Here is a 20,119-nt window from a genome sequence, read left to right as displayed (position 1 = left end):
GGAGTGTGATCATGCGGTTACTTTTCGTGTGTGCCAGAAGCATCCTTTCTCAATCTGTCTGATCGGCGTACGGAGGACGGCGCGGTGTCCGTGTCGCCCGCCTGGGAGGTGCAGGAGCACACGGGGGCCACGTCGTGGTTCCAGGTCAGGCTGGCCTTCGGGGACGGCGCCCAGGTCGACGCGCTCGCCGTGGTGGCCGGCGGGCGGGTGTCGATCGAGGACGTCAAGGCGCGGCCCGCGCTGTCGCTGGCCGATCTGACGGTGCTCGCCGACTGGATCGAGGAACCCCTGTTCAGGGCGTGCGGGATGGAGTCCTACGCGGACGAGGAGCCCGGCGGGGAGGATCTCGAAGACGGTGCGCAAGGGGCGGAAGGTGCCGTAGGCGCGGACGGTGCGGCGGGCGCCGTCGGTCCGCGGCGCGCCCGGCCCGCCTGGCCGCGGGGCATCGAGGGGCGGTGGCTGGTCGCCCAGGAGTACCGGGTCGCGCAGGACAAGGGCGTCGACCCCGTCCTCGCCGTGATGTGGGCGACCGGGCACGGCCGCCGGCGGTCGCTCCGCCTCATCGCGCAGGCACGCGACGCGGGCTTTCTGACGCCGCGGCACGCGCGCCGCTGACCAGGCCGGTCACTCGGACCCGGTCCGGTCCTCCGTGGCGAAGAACCGGGACAGGTCCTGCGGCTGCGTCGCGGGCGCGGACTCCGGGGGCACGCCCAGCTCCCAGTCGAGCCCGTAGCGCTCGAACAGCTCCGCCCGCAGCACCGGGATCGGCATCGGCACCCCCGGCACCAGCGCCGCGTACACCGCCCCCATCAGCAGGGCGCGCAGCATCGGGTAGTCGGCCGTGACGTCCTGCGAGCCGTAGCGGGCGACGGTGTCGCCCAGCAGCTCCGACAGCCGGCGCTGCTCCGGGCACTGCACGAAGCCCTCCGCCTGGAGCAGGCCGGCCATGTGCTGGCGCATCAGCACCGGCCGGTCGCGCGTGAGACCCAGGATGGCGTCGATGGCGCGGGCCAGCCGCTCCCGGCCGTCGTCCGTGCGGGGCTCGCGCTCCAGCCCCTCCTCCAGCGTGCGGTGCATCAGCCGGTGCACGGCGGACTGGACCAGCTGCCGCTTGCCGGGGAAGTAGTACGACACCAGTCCGCGCGCGGACCCGGCCCGATCGGCGATGGCACCCAGGGTGGTGGCCTCGAAACCGTGCTCGTCGACCAGCTCGACCGCGGCCTGCAGCAGCCGCTCCCGGGAACGCCTCCGCAACTCTTCATTGACCGAGGCGCTACGAGGGGACATGCTGGAACTCCTGCGTTGACTGGCTGCCAGCCAACTATAATCGACGCAGTGGGCACCGCCCTGCGCGGGGCCTGTTCAGGGCTGCCGTCCGTCCGGGGCGACACGGGGGAGCGTCTCGGGCGGACGGCGCAAACAGGTCAGGCCTGCGTGGGCGTGACCGGTCGGCGGGCCACGCCCACCAGGCCGAGCACCGGCAGCAGCGCGTCCGGCCGTTCGGTCACCGGCAGATGGTCCACGAAGTGCACCCGGCAGCCCAGCGCCGCCGCCCCGCCGTCGGCGGGCCGGCTGTCCCCGACCATCAGCGTCTCGGCGGGCGCGGCCCCGAGCGCATCCAGGGCGACCGTGAAGAGCCGAGGGTCCGGCTTCTGGACACCGTGTTCGTACGACAGGACGTACGCGTCCACATACGCGTCGAGCCCATGGGCGCGGAAAACCGGGCGCAGGTCCCAGCCGATGTTGCTGACCACGCCGACCCCGATCCCCTGCGCGCGCAGCGACCGCAGCACCTCGGCGGCGTCCGGGTACGGCGTCCAGGCGTCCGGGGCCATGTGCCGCTCGTACAGCGCGTCGTGCAGCGCCGGGTCCGGCAGCGGCACCCGGCGGGACAGGCCGGTGTAGGCGGCCCGGTGCTGCTCCGCGCTCTCGTCGCGTACCGCCCACACCCCGGCCAGTTCCTCGGGCAGTTCCACCGGGTTCGCCCCGCCGGGCTGTGCCCCGGCCACCTCCAGCGCCCGCGCGGTGGCGGCCAGCTCCGCCTCGGCGAGCCCCGCTTCGGACTCGGTGAGCGAAGCCCGCAGCCAGGATTCGGTGGACTCGATGCGGAAAAGGGTCCCGGAGAAGTCGAAGAGCACGGCAGCCATGCGCCGGACTTTACCCGGGCCGTTGTCCGGCGCGGGCTGCCGCCGGGGGTGCTCAGTTCAGCTTGGCGGGTTTCGGGGTGCCGTAGAACGTGAGGGCCGGCCAGCCGCGGCTGACGGCGAAGTCGCTGAGCAGACCGGCGAGTTCCACGGGATCGATGCGGTTGCCCGAGGCGTCCGCGGCGTTCGTGTCGACGCTGAACCTGACCGTGAGATACAGATCGGCGTCGCCGCCCATGGTGCTGCCGCCGCTGAAGAGCGTCCCTTCCGGAAACTCCGCCGACGCGGTCTCCGTCGCCGACTCCGCTGCCTGTGCCTGCTGCGCGGATGCCGTGGTGCCGACCACCGCGCCCGCCGCGGCCGTCCCCGAGTAGCCGAGCAGGGACCGTCTGGACATGCTGGACAAAGTACCCCCTCCTTCAGCGGCCGAGCGGGAGTCTCCCGAGGCCGCCCGGCGATCGTAGGCAGCGGGGCCGGTAGTCGGGCCCTGAACGAGATCGTCCGCTAGTGAGGGTGTCCCCGGTCGTCGCGCTCCCACTCGTACGCCACCACCGCGAGCGCCACCACCAGGGCCCCGAGCAGCCAGCCGCCCAGTACGTCCGAGGGCCAGTGCACGCCCAGCCACACCCGGGTCAGGCCGACGCCGACGACCGAGATCCCCGCCGCGATCAGGGCCGTCCGCCACAGCGCGCGGCCGGTGCCGCAGCGGTGCAGCAGCCACAGCAGCAGGCCGCAGACCACGGTGGCCGTCATGGTGTGCCCGGAGGGGAAGGCGGCGTAGGGGGCGGACTCGACCGGGTCGGGCCACTGCGGGCGCGGGCGGCCGACGGCGACCTTCAGGGACTGCTGGGCGACCGTGCCGAGCGCGCAGGTCAGGGCCAGCCAGAGGGCGGTCCACCATGCCGAGTGCCGCCACACCAGCCACACCGCGACCCCCGCGCACAGCAGACGCATGGTCACCGGGTCCCAGACCCAGTCCGTCAGGATGCGCAGCACATGGGTGGTGCCGTGGTCGGCGAGGGCCCAGCGATGGGTGGCGTCGGCGATGTCCTCGTCCAGCGCGACCAGGGGAGGCCACTCGCCGGCGACGAGGGCGAGCAGCAGCGCCGAGGAGAGGGCGAGGACGGCGGTCGCGAGAAGCGGAGCAGGACGGTCGCTGGGCGGGGGGCGCATGACGTGATCTTTGCCGAATCATTGCCCGAAGGGCAATTCCCTGATGGGTACGGCTTTACCCGAGCGCGCGCAGTCCCGGCACGAGCGCCACCAGCACCGGGATCACCGGGACCAGGGCGGCGGTCGCGGTCAGCCGCAGCCGGTGCCGGGCGGGGAGCCGGTCCGGGGCGGTGAGCAACCGGTTGACACGCTGCGGGACATGGGCGTGCGGGGTGGGGCCGGGGCCGAACACGCCCCGGTCCTCGTTGAGTTCGACCAGGGCGAGCGCGGTGGTGAGACGGCCGTGGCGCCGGGACGCCATGTCGTCGGCGGCCAGTTCGACCAGCCGGTGCATCTCGTCGCGGAACGCGGCGAACACCGGGATCTGCGGAAACCCTCCCGCCAGCGCCGCCGAACAGTGCAGCAGCCAGTCGTGCCGGGCCTGGGCGTGCCCCCGCTCATGGGCGAGGACCGCGTCCAGCTGACGCCCTTTCAGCCGTCGCAACGCGGCCGTGGTCACGACGAGTTGGGGTGCCGCGCCGGGCAGCCACCAGGCGTCCGGGCGCTCGCCCTCAAGTACCACGAGCCGGTCGGCGGACCCCTCCTCACCGGGCAACAGCGGCGCGCGGAGCAGGAGTTCGGCCCGCCGCTGTCGGCGCCGAGCCCTCGCCCCGGTGATCTCGCGCACCAGCATCGCCCCGCTCCACAGCCCGGCGCAGGCGAGCGTCACCGCGGTCGTCGCCGCCCAGGGGCCGGTCGCGGCGAGCGGATAGGCGTCCGCGACCGCGCTCGGGGCGGACGCGAACAGCTGCCCCCGCGCCGCCTGCCAGGCCGCCGCCGCGCTCAGTGTCATCGACAGCGCACAGCACAGCAGCACGGCCGCCACCACGCACTGCCACGCCCACAGGGCGACCACCGGCTCCCGGTCCGTCCAGTCGGCCCGGGCGAGCAGCCGGGGACCGGCCACGGCCGTCAGGATGCCGAGCAGCAGCAGTGCCACGGGGACCATCATGGCCAGCACCCTATGAGCGGCGGACCGCCCAGCGGTACAGCCCGTTGCGCCAAAGTGACGCAGGCAACGTGTGCGCCGCGCGTGCTGTCAGCCGTTCACAGCGCCAAGAGCATGGCCACCATCCCGATTCCCATCGACAGCCGGCACGCCCGTGCCAGTTCGGGCCGGTCGCCCCATCTGGCCGTCCCGGTCCCGGCCGCCGCCACCGCGACCGGCACCAGCCGTGCCCCGGACAGCAGGACATAGCCGGTGAAGTAGAGGAGCAGCAGCCCCGTCACCGCCGGCACTCCGGCGCCGCCGTGGTGGTGGCCGCCGGGGGAGGCCGCCATCGCCACCGCCATGTAGACCATCGCCGTGGCCCCCACCAGATGGTGCAGATGGTGCATGCTGCCGCGGGTGCTCCACAGGGCGTGCAGCGCGGCCGCGCCGAACACCGTCACGTACAGCGGCCATGTCCAGACCGGTGGGGTGAAGACGGTCGCGGGCACGGCCATCGCGGCCATGCCGAACCCCATCAGCGCCTCGCCGCCCGCGGCGCGCCGCTGTTCCTCGACGCTGCTGCGCATCCGCAGCAGACAGTAGGTCCCGGTCGCCGCGCACAGCGCGACGAGCAGCCAGCCGGGCGAAGCCGGTCCGTGCACGCGCACCTCCCCGCTCGACGTCGCATCGATGGATGCGATGCCCCGCCCGCACGGCGCGCACGCGAGCGCAAGGGTGTACACGGGGAGCACTCGGCGGAGCACAGCAGGTGAGGGTGGCCTGTTCGAAAGGTAGCCGACGACCGGCCGTGCGGCACGTCCGAATTGATTTACGAGTAAAACACATGCTAAATTGATGGGTATGAGCACTGCGACCCCGACCATCCGCCGTCTGCCCCTCGCCGGTGCGCTGCGCCTCGGCCGGCCCTCCGACATCTGGTTCAAGCCCGCTCTCAGCGTGGTCGCCGCGGTCGCCCCGCCCAACCTGACCCTGCTGGCCCTCGGCCGACTCGACCTGGCGATGTACACGATGGCCGGATCGCTGTGCGCCCTCTACGGCCACAACCGCCCCTACCCCGCCCGCGCCCGCACCCTGGCCCGGGTCGTCCTCGGCATGACCGGCGGTCTCGCCGTCGCCCTGCTCGCCGCCTCGCTCACCACGAACGCGATCGCCCTGGTCACCGTCGGCGCCCTGATGGCCGCCGTGCAGAAGGTGCTGTGCGACGCCACCCGGGTCGGCCCGCCCGGGAACGTGGTCCTCACCTTCATCAGCTCCGCCTCCCTGTTCGCCCCAGGGACCCTCGGCCAGGTACCCGGCCATGTCGGACTGGCCCTGCTCGCGGGCGCCTGGGCCTGGCTCGTCGGCATGGCACCCGGGCTGCTGCGCCCGTACGGCCCGGAGCGCCGGGCCACCGCCCAGGCCCTGAACGCCACCGCCGCCTACGCCGACACCCGCGGTGCCGGGGAGGGCCACGCCCGCGCCCGCACCGCCGCGGCCGCCGCCGTGCAGGCCGCCTGGCAGTCCCTGCTCGCCACCGGCGCCCGCACCGACCGCACCCGCCGCGCCCTCGAACACCTCGTCGTCCGCGCCGAGGTCGCCCTCGCCGCCCCCGCCGACGCCGACCCCGAGCGGCTGCGCGGCTGGGCCCGCGGGCTGCGCGGCACCGGACGCGTCCCGCGGGTGGCCGGCGCCGACGACGCACTCCTCGGCGTCGACGCCGAACGCGCCGTACCGCACCGCCCGCTGTGGCACCGGCTCGGCCCGCTCACCCCGCTCGCCGCCCGCACCGCGCTCGGCTGCGCCCTCGCCGGATACGCGTCCCTGGCCCTCGGCGTCGGCCGCCCCTACTGGGCGCTGGTCACCGCCGCCTCCCTCTACCAGGCCAACATCACCCTCACCTGGAGCCGGGGCCTCCAGCGTGTCGTCGGCAACCTCCTCGGTGTCCTGGTCTTCGCCGCCGTCGTGCCCCTCGCCCATCTGCACCCGGCGGTCCTGGTACTGAGCTGCCTCGTCTTCAACTTCGGTGCCGAGGCGCTGATCGGCCGCAACTACTGGCTCGGCAGCGTCTGCGTCACCCCGATGGCGCTGCTCATCACCGAGTTCGCCCGCACCCAGGACTCCGGGCAGCTGATCACCGAGCGGGTCCTGGACACCCTGGTCGGCGCACTCGTCGGCTTCGCCGCCGCCGCCGTGGTCACCAACCGCCGGGCCGGCGACCGCATCGAACACGCCCTGACCGCCGTCGAGCGGGCCCGGGAGGAGGCCGCCCGGCTGCTCGCCGACCCGCACCCCGCCCCGCGCGCCCTGGAGACCGCCCGCCGCACCCTGTCCGCTGCCCTCGCCGACCTGCGCGCCACGGCCGACGCCGCGTCCGGCGAGTGGTGGCAGCGCGCACTCCCCCAGGAGCGGGTCGTGCTCGCCGAGCAGTCCGGACACCGTACGCTCGCCGCGACGGTACGACGCCAGGGACCGCACTCCTGGGACGGCACGAGGACTACGGAGGACGTACGGCCATGACGGCGACCAACGGACGACCGGCGGCCGACGGCGACGCGGACGGGGGTACGGGCAGAGACGACACGGTCGCCGCTGTCGTCCGGCAGTGGCAGGCCGTCCATCCCCAGCTGGACACCGGGCCCATGGAGGTCATCGGCCGCATCAACCGCTGCGCCGCCCTGCTCCAGCAGGCCGAGGACGCCCCGCTGCGCCGGGCGGGCCTCAGCCGCCCCGAGTTCGACCTGCTCGGCGCGCTGCGCCGCACCGGCCACGAGCTGACCCCGAGCGAGCTGGCCAAGGAGACCTTCTCCTCCGGCGCCGCCGTCACCAAACGCCTCAAGCAGCTCACCGAGCGGGGCCTGGTCGAGCGGCGCGGCGACGCCCGGGACCGGCGGGTCGCCCACCTCCGCCTCACCGACGCGGGCCGTGACCTGGTCGACGGCATCCTGCCCGAGCAACTCGCCTACGAGAGGGCCGTACTGTCCGTCCTGGCCCCCGACGGACAGGGCGAACTGGCCGGTCTGCTCGCCGAGTTGCTGGGGCGCCTGGAAGGCAGGATGGGCGCGTTGCGAGCCTGACCGCGGGATGCCATGGACGGTACGGCGACGGCTGCAGCGCCGGCCGTGAGCCGCCGGCCCCCTGCCGGGGATCCGTCTCCGGACGCCGGCCCCCGCCACTGACAGCGGCCACCGGACCCGGGCGTGCCCTCAGATCCCCGGCCGGTACCGCATCGGGTGGTCGGCCGGGACCTCCACCAGCACGATCCGGATGCCGTCCGGGTCCGCGATCCACATCTCGACCAGCCCCCACGGCTCCTTCACCGGCGGACGCACGATGTCGACACCCTTCGCAGCCAGCTCCTCGTGCGCTTCACCGGCATCCGCGACCTGCATCCACAGCTGCACGGCGGGGGAAGCGGGGGCGTCCGCGCGCCCCGAGACCTCCAGGAGACCGCCGCCCAGGAAGAACACCGTGCCGCGCTCGGGGCCGGTGCCGAACTCCCGGTAGACGGCGAGGCCGAGCTGCTCGCCGTAGAAGGCGCGGGAGCGCTCGGGGTCGGTGGGGTGGAGAAGGGTACGACTGCTCAGTACGTGCACCATGCGACCGGAGCGTAGCGCCACCCGCCGTCGGCACCCGGCATCCCCACCCCGCACCCGGCCGATCACCCGGCACCCCGCACCCGGTCGGCCACCTGGCACCCCGCACCCGGGACCACCGGCGGCCGACCGGCGGCGTTAGGCTCGTGCCCGGTTCAGCCTGCCCGAGATCGGAGAACCCGCCCATGGAGAACGCCGCCGCCGGACCGACCTTCCGCGACGCCACCGACGCCGACGTGGACGCGCTGGTCGCGCTCATCGAGTCGGCGTACCGCGGTGACGCCAGCCGGGCCGGCTGGACCACCGAGGCGGACATCCTGGAAGGGCAGCGCACCGACCCCGACGGCGTCCTCGAAGTGATCAAGGCGCCGGACGGCAAGCTGCTCGTCGTCGAGCGGGACGACCGGGTCGTCGCCTGCTGCCAGCTGGAACACCGGGGCACCCACGCCTACTTCGGCATGTTCGCGGTCAGCCCCGACCTCCAGGGCGCCGGCCTCGGCAAGGTGGTCATCGCCGAGGCGGAGCGCCGGGCCCGGCAGGACTGGGACGTCACGGAGATGCACATGACGGTGATCTCCGTGCGCGACGACCTGATCGCCTGGTACGAGCGGCGCGGCTACCGCCGTACGGGGAAGATGACGCCGTTCCCGTACGGCGACGAGCGCTTCGGTATCCCGCAACGTGCCGACCTGCAGTTCGAACTGCTGGTCAAGCCCCTGGTGTGACGGCTCACGCGGTGAAGCGGGCGGTGCGTTTGATCTCCGGGTAGTCGGTCGTCGCGCCGTCCAGCTGGAGGGCGCGCACCAGCCGCAGGTCGTCCTGGGTGTTCACCACCCAGCCGATCACTCTGAGGTCCGCCTTGCGGGCGTGCTCGACGACCTCCAGGGTCAGCCGCCGGATGTTGAGGCAGAGGGTCGCCGCCCCCGCTTCCCGGGCCCGCTCCACCACGTCGGGGCCGTAGCGGCTGGCGATCAGCGCGGTGCGCACGCCCGGCACCAGCCGGGCGATCTCGGCGACGGCCTCGTCATGGAACGAGGACACCTCCACCCGGGACACCAGGTCCCGTCGCTGCATCAGCTCGGCCAGTGCGCGGGCCGCCGCCACATCCTTGATCTCGGCCTGCAACGGCGTCCGTACCGCGTCCAGGACTTCCTCGAACACCGGCACCCGCTCACCGCGGCCCGCGTCCAGGGTGCGCAGCTCCTCCAGGGTCTTCTCGGCGATCGGGCCGGTGCCGTCGGTCGTGCGGTCCACCTCCGCGTCGTGCATGACGACCAGGGCGCCGTCCTTGCTGAGGTGCAGATCGAGTTCGATCAGGTCGAGGCCGGCCTGCTGGGCGGCGACAAAGGAACGGAGGGTGTTCTCGGGCTCGACGCCCATGACTCCGCGGTGACCGATGGTAAGGAAGTTCAAGATTCAACTCGCTTCCGTCGACGGCGGCGGGGATGCACGCGCGCGGACCGTACGACGGGACGTCGCTGTCCACGCGGCTGGGCGCAGCCTAATGGCCGCCCGTCGCGATGGACCCGTACGTACACGGGGGATTGGTGCGCAGGGCGCGCGGTGTATGGCTCGTGCCCCTGTCGGCGGTCACCCGGGGGTGGGCGCGTCCCGCCGTGCATTGACCGGCCGGATCCATACGTCGCCCCGGAGCTGACTCCTCGTCACCAGTCGCAGTGAATGTGAGCGCCTTCACGGTTTCGGACAGGAAAAAGCGCGGTGAAGATGCAGCGTCGCAGGATAATTTCCTGAGGGCCCCCTTGCTGGGAGAAAGCCCGTATGCATACGGTGTCCTTACGCGAGGTTCTCCCGTGGAGGATGGGTAATGACGGAAATTCTTGTGCAGGTGCGTTCGGAGGAGCAGGTTCCTCCCGTGACCAGGGTGGTCGAGCACCCGGCGTGGCCCGTGCTCAAGGATGGCGTGGAGCGGATCCGGCCATGGCAGTCCAAGGACGGGGCGATCGACTTCGACGCCGAGGACGCCCCGGGCCGTGCGGACGCCGAGCGGGCCGTCGATGAGGTGATCGCGGCCGTCGAGGAGCTGTCCCCGCTGCTCCCGCACGACGCCGGCTATCACCGTGCCCTGGTGACCGACCTGCGGCGCTGGGCGGTCGGCGGTTTCCAGGTGCCCGACTTCCTCGACTCGCTGCTGGCCTTCCAGCCCGCCGCGAGCCGCGCCCACGGCCTCCAGCACCTGGTCGTCTTCCCGATGTACACCCAGAACGGCAACCCGGACCGCAACCTGGAGGCGGTCGTGCTGCGCATGGTCTGGCCCGACTGGCTGGCCGAGCTGGAGCGCACCCGCTACGACAACCCGCTGTTCTGCGGCATCACGTTCGAGGACTTCACGGCCGGCTACGACACCAACTCCGCCGTCCTCTTCCCCGAGACCATCGCCGTGCGCCAGGCGCCGGAACGATTCTCCTGGGGTGGTATCTTCTGCGACCGCGAGGCCGCCCGCTTCCGCCGGGTCACCGACGCGGCCGTCGACCTCCTCGGCCTGGAACTCCCCGGGGACGTTGCCGCCATGGTCCACGACCAGAAGCGCTGCGAGGAGGCCTTCGTGCTGTGGGACATGGTCCACGACCGCACCCACAGCCACGGCGACCTGCCGTTCGACCCGTTCATGATCAAGCAGCGCCAGCCGTTCTGGATGTACGGCCTGGAGGAGCTGCGCTGTGACCTCACCGCCTTCAAGGAGGCCGTGAAGCTGGCGGCCGACGGCGTCCCGCAGGCCCGTGACGTGCAGTACGCGGTGCTCTTCGACCGCATGTTCCGCTTCCCGGTCACCGGCGACCGCGTCCGCAACTACGACGGGCTCGGCGGCCAGCTGCTCTTCGCCTACCTGCACAAGCACGACGTGGTCCGCTGGACCGACAACAAGCTCTCCATCGACTGGGAGCGCGCCCCGCAGGTCACCAACCAGCTGTGCGGCGAGATCGAGAAGCTGTACAAGGACGGCATCGACCGTCCGAAGCTCGTGCACTGGTTCGCCGGCTACGAGCTGGTCGCCACCTACCTCGCCCCGCACCCCGGCTCGAAGTGGGCCAAGGGTCCGGACGCCCTCGACCTGACCTTGCCGCCGCGCAAGCTCGTGGACGACGTGCTTCCGGACGAGTTTCCGCTGAGCATGTTCTACGAGGCACTGTCCAAGAAACTGAAGAACGTGATCGCCGAGACCAAGGGCATCACGGCGGACAGCGCCGAGCCGGTCGCCGCGTGAGCGGCCGTCTCCGGAACACTGCTCAAGAGGGGAAGCACATGGCGGGCAACGGGTCTCTCAGTGGAGCGGTGATCGCGGTGGCCGGGGCGGGCGGACCCGCCGGGCACGCGACCCTGGTCCGACTCGCCGCGGCGGGCGCGACCGTCGTCGGCGCCGACAACAATCCCGAGCGCCTGGCGGAGGCCGTGGACGCGGCCCGCTACGCGGGCGGCGGAGCCGTGGTCACCGGTGAGACGGTCGACCTGCTCAACCTGGACTCGACCCGGGCGTGGGCCGACCGTATCGAGAAGGACCACGGCGGGATCGACGGCCTCGTCCACCTGGTCGGCGGCTGGCGCGGCAGCGCGAACTTCACCGAGACCGACCTGGCCGACTGGGACCTGCTGGAGAAGCTGCTGATCCGTACGGTCCAGCACACCTCCCTGGCCTTCTACGACGGCCTGCAGCGCAGCGACCGCGGGCGGTACGTGCTGATCAGCGCCGCCGGCGCGGCGAAGCCCACCGCGGGGAACGCCGCGTACTCCGCCGCCAAGGCCGCCGCCGAGGCGTGGACGCTCGCCATGGCCGACGGTTTCCGCAAGGCCGGGGGCGAGGCGGGCCCGACCTCCGCTGCTGCCATCCTGGTGGTGAAGGCGTTGGTGCACGACGCGATGCGCGCCGAGCGGCCCAACGCGAAGTTCGCGGGCTTCACGGACGTCAAGGACCTGGCCGAGGCCGTCGAGGGCGTCTGGAGCAAGTCCGCACCCGAAGTGAACGGAAACCGTCTGTGGCTGACCGAACAGCCGTGAACCCTCCGAAGACCGACGCGCGTCGCCACCACGACCCGGAGGTCCGCGGTTTCGCCAGTGACAACTACGCCGGAGCCCACCCCGAGGTGCTGGCCGCCCTGGCCCTCGCCAACGGCGGCCACCAGGTGGCGTACGGCGAGGACGAGTACACCGAGAACCTCCAGCGGATCGTCCGCGGCCACTTCGGCGCGACCGCGGAGGCCTTCCCGGTCTTCAACGGCACCGGCGCCAACGTCGTCGCGCTCCAGGCGGTCACCGACCGCTGGGGCGCGGTGATCTGCGCCGAGAGCGCGCACATCAACGTCGACGAGGGCGGCGCCCCCGAGCGCATGGGCGGCCTCAAGCTGCTCACCGTGCCCACCCCCGACGGCAAGCTCACCCCGGAGCTCATCGACCGGCAGGCGTACGGCTGGGAGGACGAGCACCGCGCGATGCCGCAGGTGGTGTCCATCACCCAGAGCACCGAGCTGGGCACCCTGTACACGCCGGACGAGATCCGCGCGATCTGCGAGCACGCCCACGGGCACGGCATGAAGGTGCACCTGGACGGCTCCCGGATAGCCAACGCGGCGGCCTCCCTGAACGTCCCGATGCGCACGTTCACCAACGCCGTCGGCGTCGACGTCCTCTCCCTGGGCGGCACCAAGAACGGCGCCGTGTTCGGCGAGGCGGTCGTGGTGATCAACCAGGACGCCGTCAGTCACATGAAGCACCTGCGCAAGCTGTCCATGCAGCTCGCCTCGAAGATGCGCTTCGTGTCGGTGCAGCTGGAGGCGCTGCTCGCCAAGGACCTGTGGCTGCGCAACGCCCGGCACGCCAACGAGATGGCCCAGCGGCTCGCCGAGGGCGTCCGAGCGGTGCACGGCGTGGAGATCCTCCATCCGGTGCAGGCCAACGGGGTCTTCGCGCGGCTCCCGCACGACGTGAGCCTGCGACTGCAGAAGCGCTTCCGGTTCTACTTCTGGGACGAGGCCGCCGGGGACGTGCGCTGGATGTGCGCCTTCGACACCACCGAGGAGGACGTGGACGCGTTCGTGGCGGCGCTCAAGGAGGAGATGGCGCGCTAGCCAGGATCGTTGGTTCCGTGCATAGATATGCGATCACCTGAAAAGTCATTGACGCTCGGGTGATCGCATTTCTATGCTCTGCGCCCATGGAGCTGATCCAGAACACCGCCGACCTGTCCGCGTACTTGGCCGCTGACGAGGTCATCGACCATCACCATCCCGTGGTCCGGGAGACGGCCGCCCGGCTGGCGGCGGGCGCCGAGGACTCGTATGCCTATGCGCGGGCCGCATACGAATTCGTGCGGGACGCCATCCCGCACTCCGCCGATGCCGGCGATCCCCGGGTCACCTGGCGGGCCTCGGACGTGCTGGAGCGGCGCACGGGCATCTGCTACGCCAAGGTCCACGCCCTCGCCGCCCTGCTGCGCGCCGAGGACATCCCCACCGCCCTGTGCTACCAGCGGCTGGCGGACGACGACGGAACCGGTCATGTCGTGCACGGGCTGGTCGCCGTCCGTTTCAACGGGGGCTGGCACCGGCAGGACCCGCGCGGCAACAAACCCGGCGTCGACGCCCGGTTCTCCCTCGACGGCGAGCGGCTGGCCTGGACCCCCGACCCGGAGTCCAATGAGGTGGACTATCCGGTCCTGTACGCTGAACCTCACCCGGCCGTGCTCGGCGCGCTGAAAGCGGCGCCCGACCGCGCGTACCTGTGGAAGACGCTCCCCACCGCACTCTGAGGCAAGGCAGATGACTCTCACGCTCACCGTGTCCGACGAGGTGCGCGCCCTCGCGCCCGGCTTCACGCACCTCGCGATCGAGGCCCACGGGCTGGTCAACGGGCCCAGCACCGAGGCGAGTTCGGCCCTCCTCGACGACGCGGCCCGACGGCTCGCGGTACGCCTCGACGGGCGCGCCCCGCACGAGGATCCGCACATGGCGGCCTGGCGCGCGGTCTACACGGCGTTCGGCTCCAAGCCGTCCCGTACCCGGAACTCCGCCGAGGCGCTGGCCAAGCGGGCCCTCGCGGACGGCGGCCTGCCCCGCATCAACCTGCTGGTGGACCTCTACAACGCCATCAGTGTCGCCCACCTGATCCCCGTCGGCGGCGAGGACCTCGACCTCATCCAGGGCGGGATGCGCCTCGTGCGTGCCACGGGCGAGGAGGACTTCGTGACGGTCGCGGGCGGCGAGGAGGCCGTCGAGCACCCGGACGCCGGCGAGGTCGTGTGGTGCGACGCGGCGGGCGTCACCTGCCGCCGCTGGAACTGGCGTCAGGGTCCCCGCACCCGCCTGACCGAGCGGACGGCCTCGGCCGTCTTCCTGCTGGAGAGCCTTGCCCCGATGCCGGTGGCCGAGGTCGAGTCGGCGGGCGCCGAACTCGCCGAGCTGCTGGAGAAGTTCAGTCCCGGGGCGCGTGTCGAGGTGCGGGCGCCCGAGTCGGCGGGCTGAGGCTCAGACCGCCTCGGCCGCCTTCAACTGCTCCTGCGTGGGCGCCGTACCGCCCAGATGGGTCGGAAGCCACCAGGTGTCCGCCGTGTCCTTCGGGCGGGCCGGGTAGGCGCGCTGGGCCGCGTCCAGCAGGTCCTGGACTCGGCCGCGCAGGCGGCGGGTGATGGCGCCCGCGTACTGGTCGCGCGGGGCCTCGACCGGCTCGCCCACCCGGATGGTGATGGGGAGGTGGTTGCGCTTGAAGTTGCGCGGCTGGCCCTTGGTCCACAGTCGCTGGGTGCCCCACAGCGCCATCGGGATCAGCGGGACGCCGGCCTCCTGGGCCAGGCGCGCCGCGCCCGACTTGAAGCTCTTCAGCGTGAACGACTGGGAGATCGTGGCCTCCGGGAAGACCCCCACGATCTCACCGGACTTGAGCGAGTCCAGTGCGTGCTGGTACGCCGCCTCGCCCTGCTTGCGGTCCACCGGGATGTGCTTCATCCCGCGCATCAGCGGACCGGAGATCCGGTGCCGGAAGACCGACTCCTTCGCCATGAAGCGCACCAGGCGCTTCTGCGGGATGGCCGCCAGTCCGTCGAAGACGAAGTCCAGGTAGCTGATGTGATTGCTCACCAGCACGGCGCCGCCCGAGCGCGGGATGTTCTCGCAGCCCTGGCAGTCGATCTTGAGGTCCCAGACCTTGAACAGCGTCTTGGCGAAACCGATGACGGGACGGTAGACCAGCTCGGCCATGGGCGGGGCGGACCCTTTCTGCTCTGCCTGGGAAAGGGTCTCCCGGCGGGAAAGTTACGGAGCCGTAGGTTTACGGCGTCTCGCAGATCGTGCCCGAAGAACGGACGGGGAGCCAGCCCTGGTGCCCCGGAGTGGCGAGATCCTCGTCACGTCGGCCTATGATCCACCTCGGATTTTTAACCTGCCTTTACTCTGCGCGTACCGCCACTCGGCGGATGAGAAGGAACATCTCGCACCCCAGGCAGTATCCGAACGCCGCGTTCAGGAAGGCCGCGGCGAGCGCGATCCCGGTCGCCGCGAGTCCCAGCCAGCCGGGGCCCAGCGCGAAGCCGACCAGACCGAGTCCCGCGAACACCAGTCCCACCGCCTGTGCGAATCGCGGGGGTTCCGGTGGTTCGAACTCCGTAGGGGGAGCGAGCCGGGGGCGTACTGCCGTCCGGAACGCCCAGCCGTACGGCGAACGGCTCACGCCCGCGGCCGCGCCGAGCGCGAACGCCAGCGTCTGCCAGGCGAGGATCCAGGGGCTCCGGGTGATCAGCGCGGCGGCCAGTACGACCGTCGTCACGGCCGCCGCGAATCGCGGCCCACGTGCGTCGATGTCCATGAACCAAGGATTCCGCCCCGAAGGCCGATAGGGGACCCGGGAATCTTTGCAGTCTCGTGAACGCTGGTCGAAGTGGCGAGCGGCGTCGTGAAAGCTGGAGCCCGTGATGACCGGACTGATGGTGTGCGTGGCGGTGCTCGCGGCGGCGAGCGTCTACGGAGTGCTGCACAAGCGGCGGAGCGGGAGGGTACGAGTGCGCGGGCGGGACGACGGCAAGCGGCTGGGGGCGGCCGAACTCGGTGCCGAACTCGGCGGACGCGCAACGCTGGTGCAGTTCTCCAGCGCCTTCTGCGCCCCCTGCCGGGCCACCCGCCGGGTGCTCGGCGAGGTCGCCGAGATGGTCCCCGGGGTCACCCATGTCGAGATCGACGCCGAGGCCCACCTGGACCTGGTGCGCGAACTGGAGATCCTCAAGACGCCCACCGTGCTGGTGCTCGACGCGGCCGGCCGGGTGGTGCGGCGGGCCACCGGACAGCCCCGGAAGGCGGACGTCATCGCCGCGCTGGGAGAGGCGGTCTGACGGACGTGCCGATGACGGTGAGGCAGCTTCCATATCGCGGAACGTACTTGACTGGGCGTACCACCTATCGTCAGCCTGACCGTATGTCCCATGAACTCCTTCTCTTCGGGCGGGTCCACGTCGACCTGGCCCGCACCGCGAGCGCGTGCTGTCCGGGTCGCTGAACACCCCCGGACCCGAACGCCGCCTCCCCCAGAAGGAAAACTCCATGACGGCCACGCCCGACCTCGGCACCTCCCGGCTCGCCTCTCCCGACCTGCTCCGCTCCGCTTTCCGGCGGCATGCCGCCGGAGTCGCGGTGATCACCGCGCGCGGGGCCGGCGGCCCGGTCGGCTTCACCGCCACCTCCCTCACCTCCGTCTCCGCCGAGCCGCCGATGCTCTCCTTCGGCGTCGGCACGGGCGCCTCCAGCTGGCCGGCGATATCCACCGCCGAGCACATCGGCGTCCATATCCTCGGCGAGCACCAGGCCGAGCTCGCGGCCACCTTCGCGCGCAGCGGCGCCGACCGGTTCGGGGCGCCCACCGGTTGGCGCGAGGGCCATGCGGGGGTTCCGGTCCTCGACGACGTGCTGGTCTGGCTGGTGTGCCGGGTCGTCGCACGTGTACCGGCGGGCGACCACCGCATCGTGCTGGCCGAGGTGGTCGTCGGAGACCCCTCCCGCGCCGGCCGGCCGCTCCTCTACCACCAGGGCGGTTTCAGCGGACTGCGCGATTGATCACGCGCCCTTCCTTCTGCGAAGGCGTCGAATTCCGGTTACGCTGCGTTGCGAAGGTCACAGTTCAAAGCGCTTGCTTAGCGGGCATGAACTGGGTGTACTGACGAGTAATATTCCGTTCGGAGCGCGCGGCCGCCCCGACCGGGATGAGCCGCTTGAGGCGCCTATGCTGCCTTCAAGAGGCAGCCCAGAAAAGACGATGCAGTAGGAGAGCCGGCGTGAGCCTGAGGATCGTTGTCACTGTGAAGTACGTGCCCGACGCCACTGGCGACCGGCACTTCGCCGATGACCTGACCGTCGACCGTGACGACGTGGACGGTCTGCTCTCCGAACTGGACGAGTACGCGGTCGAACAGGCGCTGCAGATCTCCGAGAACTCCGACGACGACGTCGAGGTCACCGTCCTGACCGTCGGCCCGGAGGACGCCAAGGACGCGCTGCGCAAGGCGCTGTCGATGGGTGCGGACAAGGCGATCCACGTCGAGGACGACGACCTGCACGGCAGCGACGTGATCGGCACCTCGCTGGTGCTGGCCAAGGCGATCGAGAAGGCCGGCTTCGACCTGGTGGTCTCCGGCATGGCCTCCACCGACGGCACCGCCGGTGTGGTCCCGGCCCTGCTGGCCGAGCGGCTGGGTGTCCCGCAGGTCACCCTGCTCTCCGAGGTCTCCGTCGAGGACGGCGTCGTGAAGGGCCGTCGTGACGGCGACGCGGCCAGCGAGCAGCTGGAGGCCTCCCTGCCGGCGGTCGTGTCCGTCACCGACCAGTCGGGTGAGGCGCGTTACCCGTCCTTCAAGGGCATCATGGCCGCGAAGAAGAAGCCGGTGGAGTCCTGGGACCTGTCCGACCTGGACATCGAGGCCGAGGAAGTCGGTCTGGAGGGTGCCTGGAGCGCGGTCGAGACCGCCACCGAGCGTCCGGCCCGCACGGCCGGCACGATCGTCAAGGACGAGGGCGAGGGCGGCAAGCAGCTCGCCGAGTTCCTCGCGGGCCAGAAGTTCATCTGAGCCCCGCAGTCGCCGACCGCCCCTCAACCGATCCAAGCAGGAGAGCATTCCCATGGCTGAAGTCCTCGTCTACGTCGACCACGTGGACGGTGCCGTCCGCAAGCCCACCCTGGAGCTTCTGACCCTGGCCCGCCGGATCGGCGAGCCCGTCGCCGTGGCCCTCGGCAACGGCGCCGCCGACACCGCCGCCGCCCTCGCCGAGCACGGCGCGGTGAAGGTCCTCACCCACGACGCGTCCGAGTACGCCGACTACCTTGTCGTGCCGAAGGTGGACGCGCTGCAGGCCGCCTACGACGCCGTGTCCCCGGCCGCCGTCCTGGTCCCCTCCTCCGCCGAGGGCAAGGAGATCGCCGCGCGTCTCGCGCTGCGCATCGGCTCGGGCATCATCACCGACGCCACCGACCTGGAGGCCGGCGACGAGGGCCCGGTGGCCACCCAGTCGGTGTTCGCCGCGTCCTTCACCACCAAGTCCCGCGTCTCCAAGGGCACCCCGGTCATCACGGTCAAGCCCAACAGCGCCGCCGTGGAGGCCGCCCCGGCCGCCGGTGCGGTCGAGGCCCTCGCGGTGACCTTCTCCGACAAGGCCACCGGCACCAAGGTGACCGGCCGGACCCCGCGTGAGTCGACCGGGCGTCCGGAGCTGACCGAGGCCGCGATCGTGGTCTCCGGCGGCCGCGGCGTCAACGGCGCCGAGAACTTCGCGATCATCGAGGCGCTCGCCGACTCCCTCGGCGCGGCCGTGGGCGCCTCGCGTGCCGCCGTCGACGCCGGCTGGTACCCGCACACCAACCAGGTCGGCCAGACCGGCAAGTCCGTCTCCCCGCAGCTGTACATCGCCAACGGCATCTCCGGCGCCATCCAGCACCGGGCGGGCATGCAGACCTCGAAGACGATCGTCGCGGTCAACAAGGACGCCGAGGCTCCGATCTTCGAACTGGTCGACTTCGGCGTGGTCGGCGACCTCTTCGACGTCGTCCCCCAGCTGACCGAGGAGATCAACACCCGCAAGGGCTGATCACCGCCAGGCTGTCCGAGGCCCCCGTGACCGACACCGGTCACGGGGGCCTCGTGGCGTCAGCGCAGGCTCAGCGAGGCCTGCACGGGCAGGTGGTCGCTGGGGAACTGGCCGTGCATCGAGAAGGTGTCGATCGTCGCCCGGTGCGTGGTCACGCCCGGCGAGGTCAGGATCCAGTCGATACGGTCGCCGTCCTGCTTGAGCCGGTGGTAGCCGTGGAAGGTGCCGTACAGGGTGCCGCGCCGCTCGGCCGCGTCCCAGGTGTCCACGAGCCCCGAACCCACCAGGGTGTCGTAGGCCGGGTTCTGGTGCGCGGCGGCGTTGAAGTCGCCGGTCACCACGACCGGCAGCGCGGGGTCGAACTCCGCGATCCGCCGGGTGAGCAGGGTCGCACTGCGCTCGCGGGCGTACTGGCTCTTCTGGTCGAAGTGGGTGTTGGCGACGTAGAACTCCCGGCCCTCGTCGGCGAGATCGCGGAAGCGGACCCAGGTGACGATGCGGGGGAAGGCGGCCTTCCAGGTGTTGGAGCGGATGACCTCCGGGGTGTCGGAGAGCCAGAAGGTGTAGTGCTCCAGAGGGGCCAGCCGCCGGATGTCGTAGTAGATCGCCGTGGACTCGTCCCGGCTGCCGCCCTCGCGGCCGGTGCCGATCCAGTCGTAGTGCGGTCCGAGGTCGGTGTCGATGTCGCGCAGCTGCTGGTAGAGGCCTTCCTGGGTGCCGATGACCTGGGGGTGCGCGCGGTGCAGCAGTTCGCGCATCACGGGCCGGCGGTCGGCCCAGCTGTTGGGTTCGGCGGTGCTGGCGTACCGCAGGTTGAAGGTCATGACGTCGAGCCGGGGCGCGGGCCGCGGCGGAGTCGAAGGGGCCGCCCGCCCGGCCCGCCGGGTGGCGGACGGTGTGGAGGAGGCGGACGAGGCGGAGATCGCGGCACTGGCGAGGGGCACGGTGACCGCCGCGGCCAACAAGGCCTTCAGGCCCAGGCGGCGGGTGACTCGGCGCTGGTTCGGCACGGGGGCTCCTTCGGTGGCGACGGCCGGACGAGGCGTGCGTAAGGCGAGTCCTGCGCAGAGAGTGTGCTACCCAGGTGTGAGTCGCGTGTGAACATGCCCAGATGGGCGCGTGTCGCACGGTGGACATGGTGTTGACCATCCCGAAGGCACCCGGATAGCTTCA

General features: G+C 71.7%; 24 protein-coding genes. 13 read left to right on the top strand and 11 right to left on the bottom strand.

The window, feature by feature from the left end:
- Positions 1–84: 84 nt before the first annotated feature.
- A complete protein-coding gene (locus ACFWXC_RS36135; RefSeq protein ID WP_384485461.1) occupies positions 85–615 on the top strand; it encodes a DUF6214 family protein in 531 nt (176 codons plus the stop codon).
- A gap of 9 nt (positions 616–624) precedes the next feature.
- On the opposite strand, the gene ACFWXC_RS36130 is transcribed toward ACFWXC_RS36135, so the two are convergent.
- The 6 genes from ACFWXC_RS36130 to ACFWXC_RS36105 form a co-directional block, all read right to left on the bottom strand.
- On the bottom strand, positions 625–1,287 hold the full coding sequence (locus tag ACFWXC_RS36130) for a TetR/AcrR family transcriptional regulator (protein WP_384485459.1): 663 nt from the start codon (positions 1,285–1,287) through the stop codon (positions 625–627).
- 137 nt (positions 1,288–1,424) lie between these two features.
- Complete coding sequence (locus ACFWXC_RS36125) at positions 1,425–2,147, bottom strand: HAD family hydrolase (RefSeq protein ID WP_384485457.1); 723 nt, start codon at positions 2,145–2,147, stop codon at positions 1,425–1,427.
- 52 nt (positions 2,148–2,199) lie between these two features.
- Entirely contained in the window at positions 2,200–2,541 is a 342-nt protein-coding gene (locus ACFWXC_RS36120; protein WP_384485455.1) for a twin-arginine translocation signal domain-containing protein, read from the bottom strand.
- A 107-nt stretch (positions 2,542–2,648) separates the two neighbouring features.
- The gene (locus tag ACFWXC_RS36115) at positions 2,649–3,317 is read right to left on the bottom strand and encodes a phosphatase PAP2 family protein (RefSeq protein ID WP_384485453.1); all 669 of its coding nucleotides are present in this window, start codon (positions 3,315–3,317) and stop codon (positions 2,649–2,651) included.
- 55 nt (positions 3,318–3,372) lie between these two features.
- Complete coding sequence (locus ACFWXC_RS36110; protein WP_384485451.1) at positions 3,373–4,308, bottom strand: M56 family metallopeptidase; 936 nt, start codon at positions 4,306–4,308, stop codon at positions 3,373–3,375.
- Between the two features lie 95 nt (positions 4,309–4,403).
- On the bottom strand, positions 4,404–4,949 hold the full coding sequence (locus tag ACFWXC_RS36105) for a DUF5134 domain-containing protein (RefSeq protein ID WP_384485449.1): 546 nt from the start codon (positions 4,947–4,949) through the stop codon (positions 4,404–4,406).
- A 199-nt stretch (positions 4,950–5,148) separates the two neighbouring features.
- On the opposite strand from ACFWXC_RS36105, the gene ACFWXC_RS36100 reads away from it, so the two are divergent.
- Both ACFWXC_RS36100 and ACFWXC_RS36095 read left to right on the top strand, forming a co-directional pair.
- Complete coding sequence (locus ACFWXC_RS36100) at positions 5,149–6,804, top strand: FUSC family protein (RefSeq protein ID WP_384485447.1); 1,656 nt, start codon at positions 5,149–5,151, stop codon at positions 6,802–6,804.
- Entirely contained in the window at positions 6,801–7,361 is a 561-nt protein-coding gene (locus ACFWXC_RS36095; protein WP_384485445.1) for a MarR family winged helix-turn-helix transcriptional regulator, read from the top strand. The genes ACFWXC_RS36100 and ACFWXC_RS36095 overlap by 4 nt, the downstream gene beginning before the upstream one ends.
- A 129-nt stretch (positions 7,362–7,490) precedes the next feature.
- Here ACFWXC_RS36095 and ACFWXC_RS36090 read toward each other — a convergent pair whose 3' ends face one another.
- Positions 7,491–7,883: a VOC family protein gene (locus ACFWXC_RS36090; protein WP_384485443.1), complete on the bottom strand. Its 393-nt coding sequence runs from the start codon at positions 7,881–7,883 to the stop codon at positions 7,491–7,493.
- A gap of 182 nt (positions 7,884–8,065) precedes the next feature.
- On the opposite strand from ACFWXC_RS36090, the gene ACFWXC_RS36085 reads away from it, so the two are divergent.
- Positions 8,066–8,605, top strand: coding sequence for a GNAT family N-acetyltransferase (locus ACFWXC_RS36085; protein ID WP_384485441.1), 540 nt, complete (start codon positions 8,066–8,068; stop codon positions 8,603–8,605).
- Positions 8,606–8,609: 4 nt separating this feature from the next.
- On the opposite strand, the gene ACFWXC_RS36080 is transcribed toward ACFWXC_RS36085, so the two are convergent.
- On the bottom strand, positions 8,610–9,293 hold the full coding sequence (locus ACFWXC_RS36080) for a glycerophosphodiester phosphodiesterase family protein (RefSeq protein ID WP_351712945.1): 684 nt from the start codon (positions 9,291–9,293) through the stop codon (positions 8,610–8,612).
- Positions 9,294–9,705: 412 nt separating this feature from the next.
- On the opposite strand from ACFWXC_RS36080, the gene ACFWXC_RS36075 reads away from it, so the two are divergent.
- The 5 genes from ACFWXC_RS36075 to ACFWXC_RS36055 all read left to right on the top strand — a co-directional run bounded on the left by ACFWXC_RS36075 (position 9,706) and on the right by ACFWXC_RS36055 (position 14,350).
- Positions 9,706–11,103 carry a DUF6421 family protein gene (locus ACFWXC_RS36075; protein ID WP_384485438.1) on the top strand — a complete coding sequence of 466 codons (1,398 nt, stop codon included), beginning with the start codon at positions 9,706–9,708 and terminating at the stop codon, positions 11,101–11,103.
- A 38-nt stretch (positions 11,104–11,141) separates the two neighbouring features.
- A complete protein-coding gene (locus ACFWXC_RS36070) occupies positions 11,142–11,891 on the top strand; it encodes an SDR family NAD(P)-dependent oxidoreductase (RefSeq protein WP_384485436.1) in 750 nt (249 codons plus the stop codon).
- Positions 11,888–12,958 carry a threonine aldolase family protein gene (locus ACFWXC_RS36065; RefSeq protein ID WP_384485434.1) on the top strand — a complete coding sequence of 357 codons (1,071 nt, stop codon included), beginning with the start codon at positions 11,888–11,890 and terminating at the stop codon, positions 12,956–12,958. Before ACFWXC_RS36070 ends, ACFWXC_RS36065 begins: the two co-directional genes overlap by 4 nt.
- Positions 12,959–13,044: 86 nt before the next feature.
- Complete coding sequence (locus tag ACFWXC_RS36060) at positions 13,045–13,638, top strand: transglutaminase family protein (protein ID WP_384485432.1); 594 nt, start codon at positions 13,045–13,047, stop codon at positions 13,636–13,638.
- Positions 13,639–13,648: 10 nt separating this feature from the next.
- Entirely contained in the window at positions 13,649–14,350 is a 702-nt protein-coding gene (locus ACFWXC_RS36055) for a B3/4 domain-containing protein (protein ID WP_384485430.1), read from the top strand.
- 3 nt (positions 14,351–14,353) lie between these two features.
- Here ACFWXC_RS36055 and ACFWXC_RS36050 read toward each other — a convergent pair whose 3' ends face one another.
- Both ACFWXC_RS36050 and ACFWXC_RS36045 read right to left on the bottom strand, forming a co-directional pair.
- Positions 14,354–15,082 (bottom strand): lysophospholipid acyltransferase family protein, encoded by a 729-nt coding sequence (locus ACFWXC_RS36050; protein ID WP_384485428.1) that lies wholly within the window; start codon positions 15,080–15,082, stop codon positions 14,354–14,356.
- A 187-nt stretch (positions 15,083–15,269) separates the two neighbouring features.
- Positions 15,270–15,686, bottom strand: a complete 417-nt coding sequence (locus ACFWXC_RS36045; protein WP_384485426.1) for a DUF4395 domain-containing protein — start codon at positions 15,684–15,686, stop codon at positions 15,270–15,272.
- Between the two features lie 106 nt (positions 15,687–15,792).
- Between ACFWXC_RS36045 and ACFWXC_RS36040 the strand changes: the two genes are divergently transcribed.
- The 4 genes from ACFWXC_RS36040 (at position 15,793) to ACFWXC_RS36025 (ending at position 18,946) form a co-directional block, all read left to right on the top strand.
- Entirely contained in the window at positions 15,793–16,206 is a 414-nt protein-coding gene (locus ACFWXC_RS36040) for a TlpA family protein disulfide reductase (RefSeq protein WP_384485424.1), read from the top strand.
- Between the two features lie 208 nt (positions 16,207–16,414).
- Positions 16,415–16,924: a flavin reductase family protein gene (locus ACFWXC_RS36035; protein ID WP_382545549.1), complete on the top strand. Its 510-nt coding sequence runs from the start codon at positions 16,415–16,417 to the stop codon at positions 16,922–16,924.
- 218 nt (positions 16,925–17,142) lie between these two features.
- Positions 17,143–17,931, top strand: coding sequence for an electron transfer flavoprotein subunit beta/FixA family protein (locus ACFWXC_RS36030; protein WP_351712967.1), 789 nt, complete (start codon positions 17,143–17,145; stop codon positions 17,929–17,931).
- Between the two features lie 52 nt (positions 17,932–17,983).
- Positions 17,984–18,946 (top strand): electron transfer flavoprotein subunit alpha/FixB family protein, encoded by a 963-nt coding sequence (locus ACFWXC_RS36025; protein ID WP_384485421.1) that lies wholly within the window; start codon positions 17,984–17,986, stop codon positions 18,944–18,946.
- A gap of 59 nt (positions 18,947–19,005) precedes the next feature.
- Here ACFWXC_RS36025 and ACFWXC_RS36020 read toward each other — a convergent pair whose 3' ends face one another.
- On the bottom strand, positions 19,006–19,956 hold the full coding sequence (locus ACFWXC_RS36020) for an endonuclease/exonuclease/phosphatase family protein (RefSeq protein WP_384485419.1): 951 nt from the start codon (positions 19,954–19,956) through the stop codon (positions 19,006–19,008).
- Positions 19,957–20,119 lie beyond the last annotated feature (163 nt).

The organism is Streptomyces sp. NPDC058683 (assembly GCF_042716195.1).
Classification (GTDB): domain Bacteria; phylum Actinomycetota; class Actinomycetes; order Streptomycetales; family Streptomycetaceae; genus Streptomyces.
The sequence above is the reverse complement of the archived record's forward strand: the minus strand, read 5'-3'. Positions and strand labels throughout refer to the sequence as shown.

What these genes read in the sequence shown, in the direction of transcription:
- ACFWXC_RS36110 (WP_384485451.1), bottom strand. Translation starts at nt 4,308, where the DNA reads ATGATGGTCCCCGTGGCACTGCTGCTGCTCGGCATCCTGACGGCCGTG.
- ACFWXC_RS36090 (WP_384485443.1), bottom strand. Translation starts at nt 7,883, where the DNA reads ATGGTGCACGTACTGAGCAGTCGTACCCTTCTCCACCCCACCGACCCC.
- ACFWXC_RS36100 (WP_384485447.1), top strand. Translation starts at nt 5,149, where the DNA reads ATGAGCACTGCGACCCCGACCATCCGCCGTCTGCCCCTCGCCGGTGCG.
- ACFWXC_RS36085 (WP_384485441.1), top strand. Translation starts at nt 8,066, where the DNA reads ATGGAGAACGCCGCCGCCGGACCGACCTTCCGCGACGCCACCGACGCC.
- ACFWXC_RS36055 (WP_384485430.1), top strand. Translation starts at nt 13,649, where the DNA reads ATGACTCTCACGCTCACCGTGTCCGACGAGGTGCGCGCCCTCGCGCCC.
- ACFWXC_RS36095 (WP_384485445.1), top strand. Translation starts at nt 6,801, where the DNA reads ATGACGGCGACCAACGGACGACCGGCGGCCGACGGCGACGCGGACGGG.
- ACFWXC_RS36025 (WP_384485421.1), top strand. Translation starts at nt 17,984, where the DNA reads ATGGCTGAAGTCCTCGTCTACGTCGACCACGTGGACGGTGCCGTCCGC.
- ACFWXC_RS36070 (WP_384485436.1), top strand. Translation starts at nt 11,142, where the DNA reads ATGGCGGGCAACGGGTCTCTCAGTGGAGCGGTGATCGCGGTGGCCGGG.
- ACFWXC_RS36050 (WP_384485428.1), bottom strand. Translation starts at nt 15,082, where the DNA reads ATGGCCGAGCTGGTCTACCGTCCCGTCATCGGTTTCGCCAAGACGCTG.
- ACFWXC_RS36120 (WP_384485455.1), bottom strand. Translation starts at nt 2,541, where the DNA reads ATGTCCAGACGGTCCCTGCTCGGCTACTCGGGGACGGCCGCGGCGGGC.
- ACFWXC_RS36075 (WP_384485438.1), top strand. Translation starts at nt 9,706, where the DNA reads ATGACGGAAATTCTTGTGCAGGTGCGTTCGGAGGAGCAGGTTCCTCCC.
- ACFWXC_RS36115 (WP_384485453.1), bottom strand. Translation starts at nt 3,317, where the DNA reads ATGCGCCCCCCGCCCAGCGACCGTCCTGCTCCGCTTCTCGCGACCGCC.
- ACFWXC_RS36040 (WP_384485424.1), top strand. Translation starts at nt 15,793, where the DNA reads ATGACCGGACTGATGGTGTGCGTGGCGGTGCTCGCGGCGGCGAGCGTC.
- ACFWXC_RS36035 (WP_382545549.1), top strand. Translation starts at nt 16,415, where the DNA reads ATGACGGCCACGCCCGACCTCGGCACCTCCCGGCTCGCCTCTCCCGAC.
- ACFWXC_RS36045 (WP_384485426.1), bottom strand. Translation starts at nt 15,686, where the DNA reads ATGGACATCGACGCACGTGGGCCGCGATTCGCGGCGGCCGTGACGACG.
- ACFWXC_RS36125 (WP_384485457.1), bottom strand. Translation starts at nt 2,147, where the DNA reads ATGGCTGCCGTGCTCTTCGACTTCTCCGGGACCCTTTTCCGCATCGAG.
- ACFWXC_RS36060 (WP_384485432.1), top strand. Translation starts at nt 13,045, where the DNA reads ATGGAGCTGATCCAGAACACCGCCGACCTGTCCGCGTACTTGGCCGCT.
- ACFWXC_RS36130 (WP_384485459.1), bottom strand. Translation starts at nt 1,287, where the DNA reads ATGTCCCCTCGTAGCGCCTCGGTCAATGAAGAGTTGCGGAGGCGTTCC.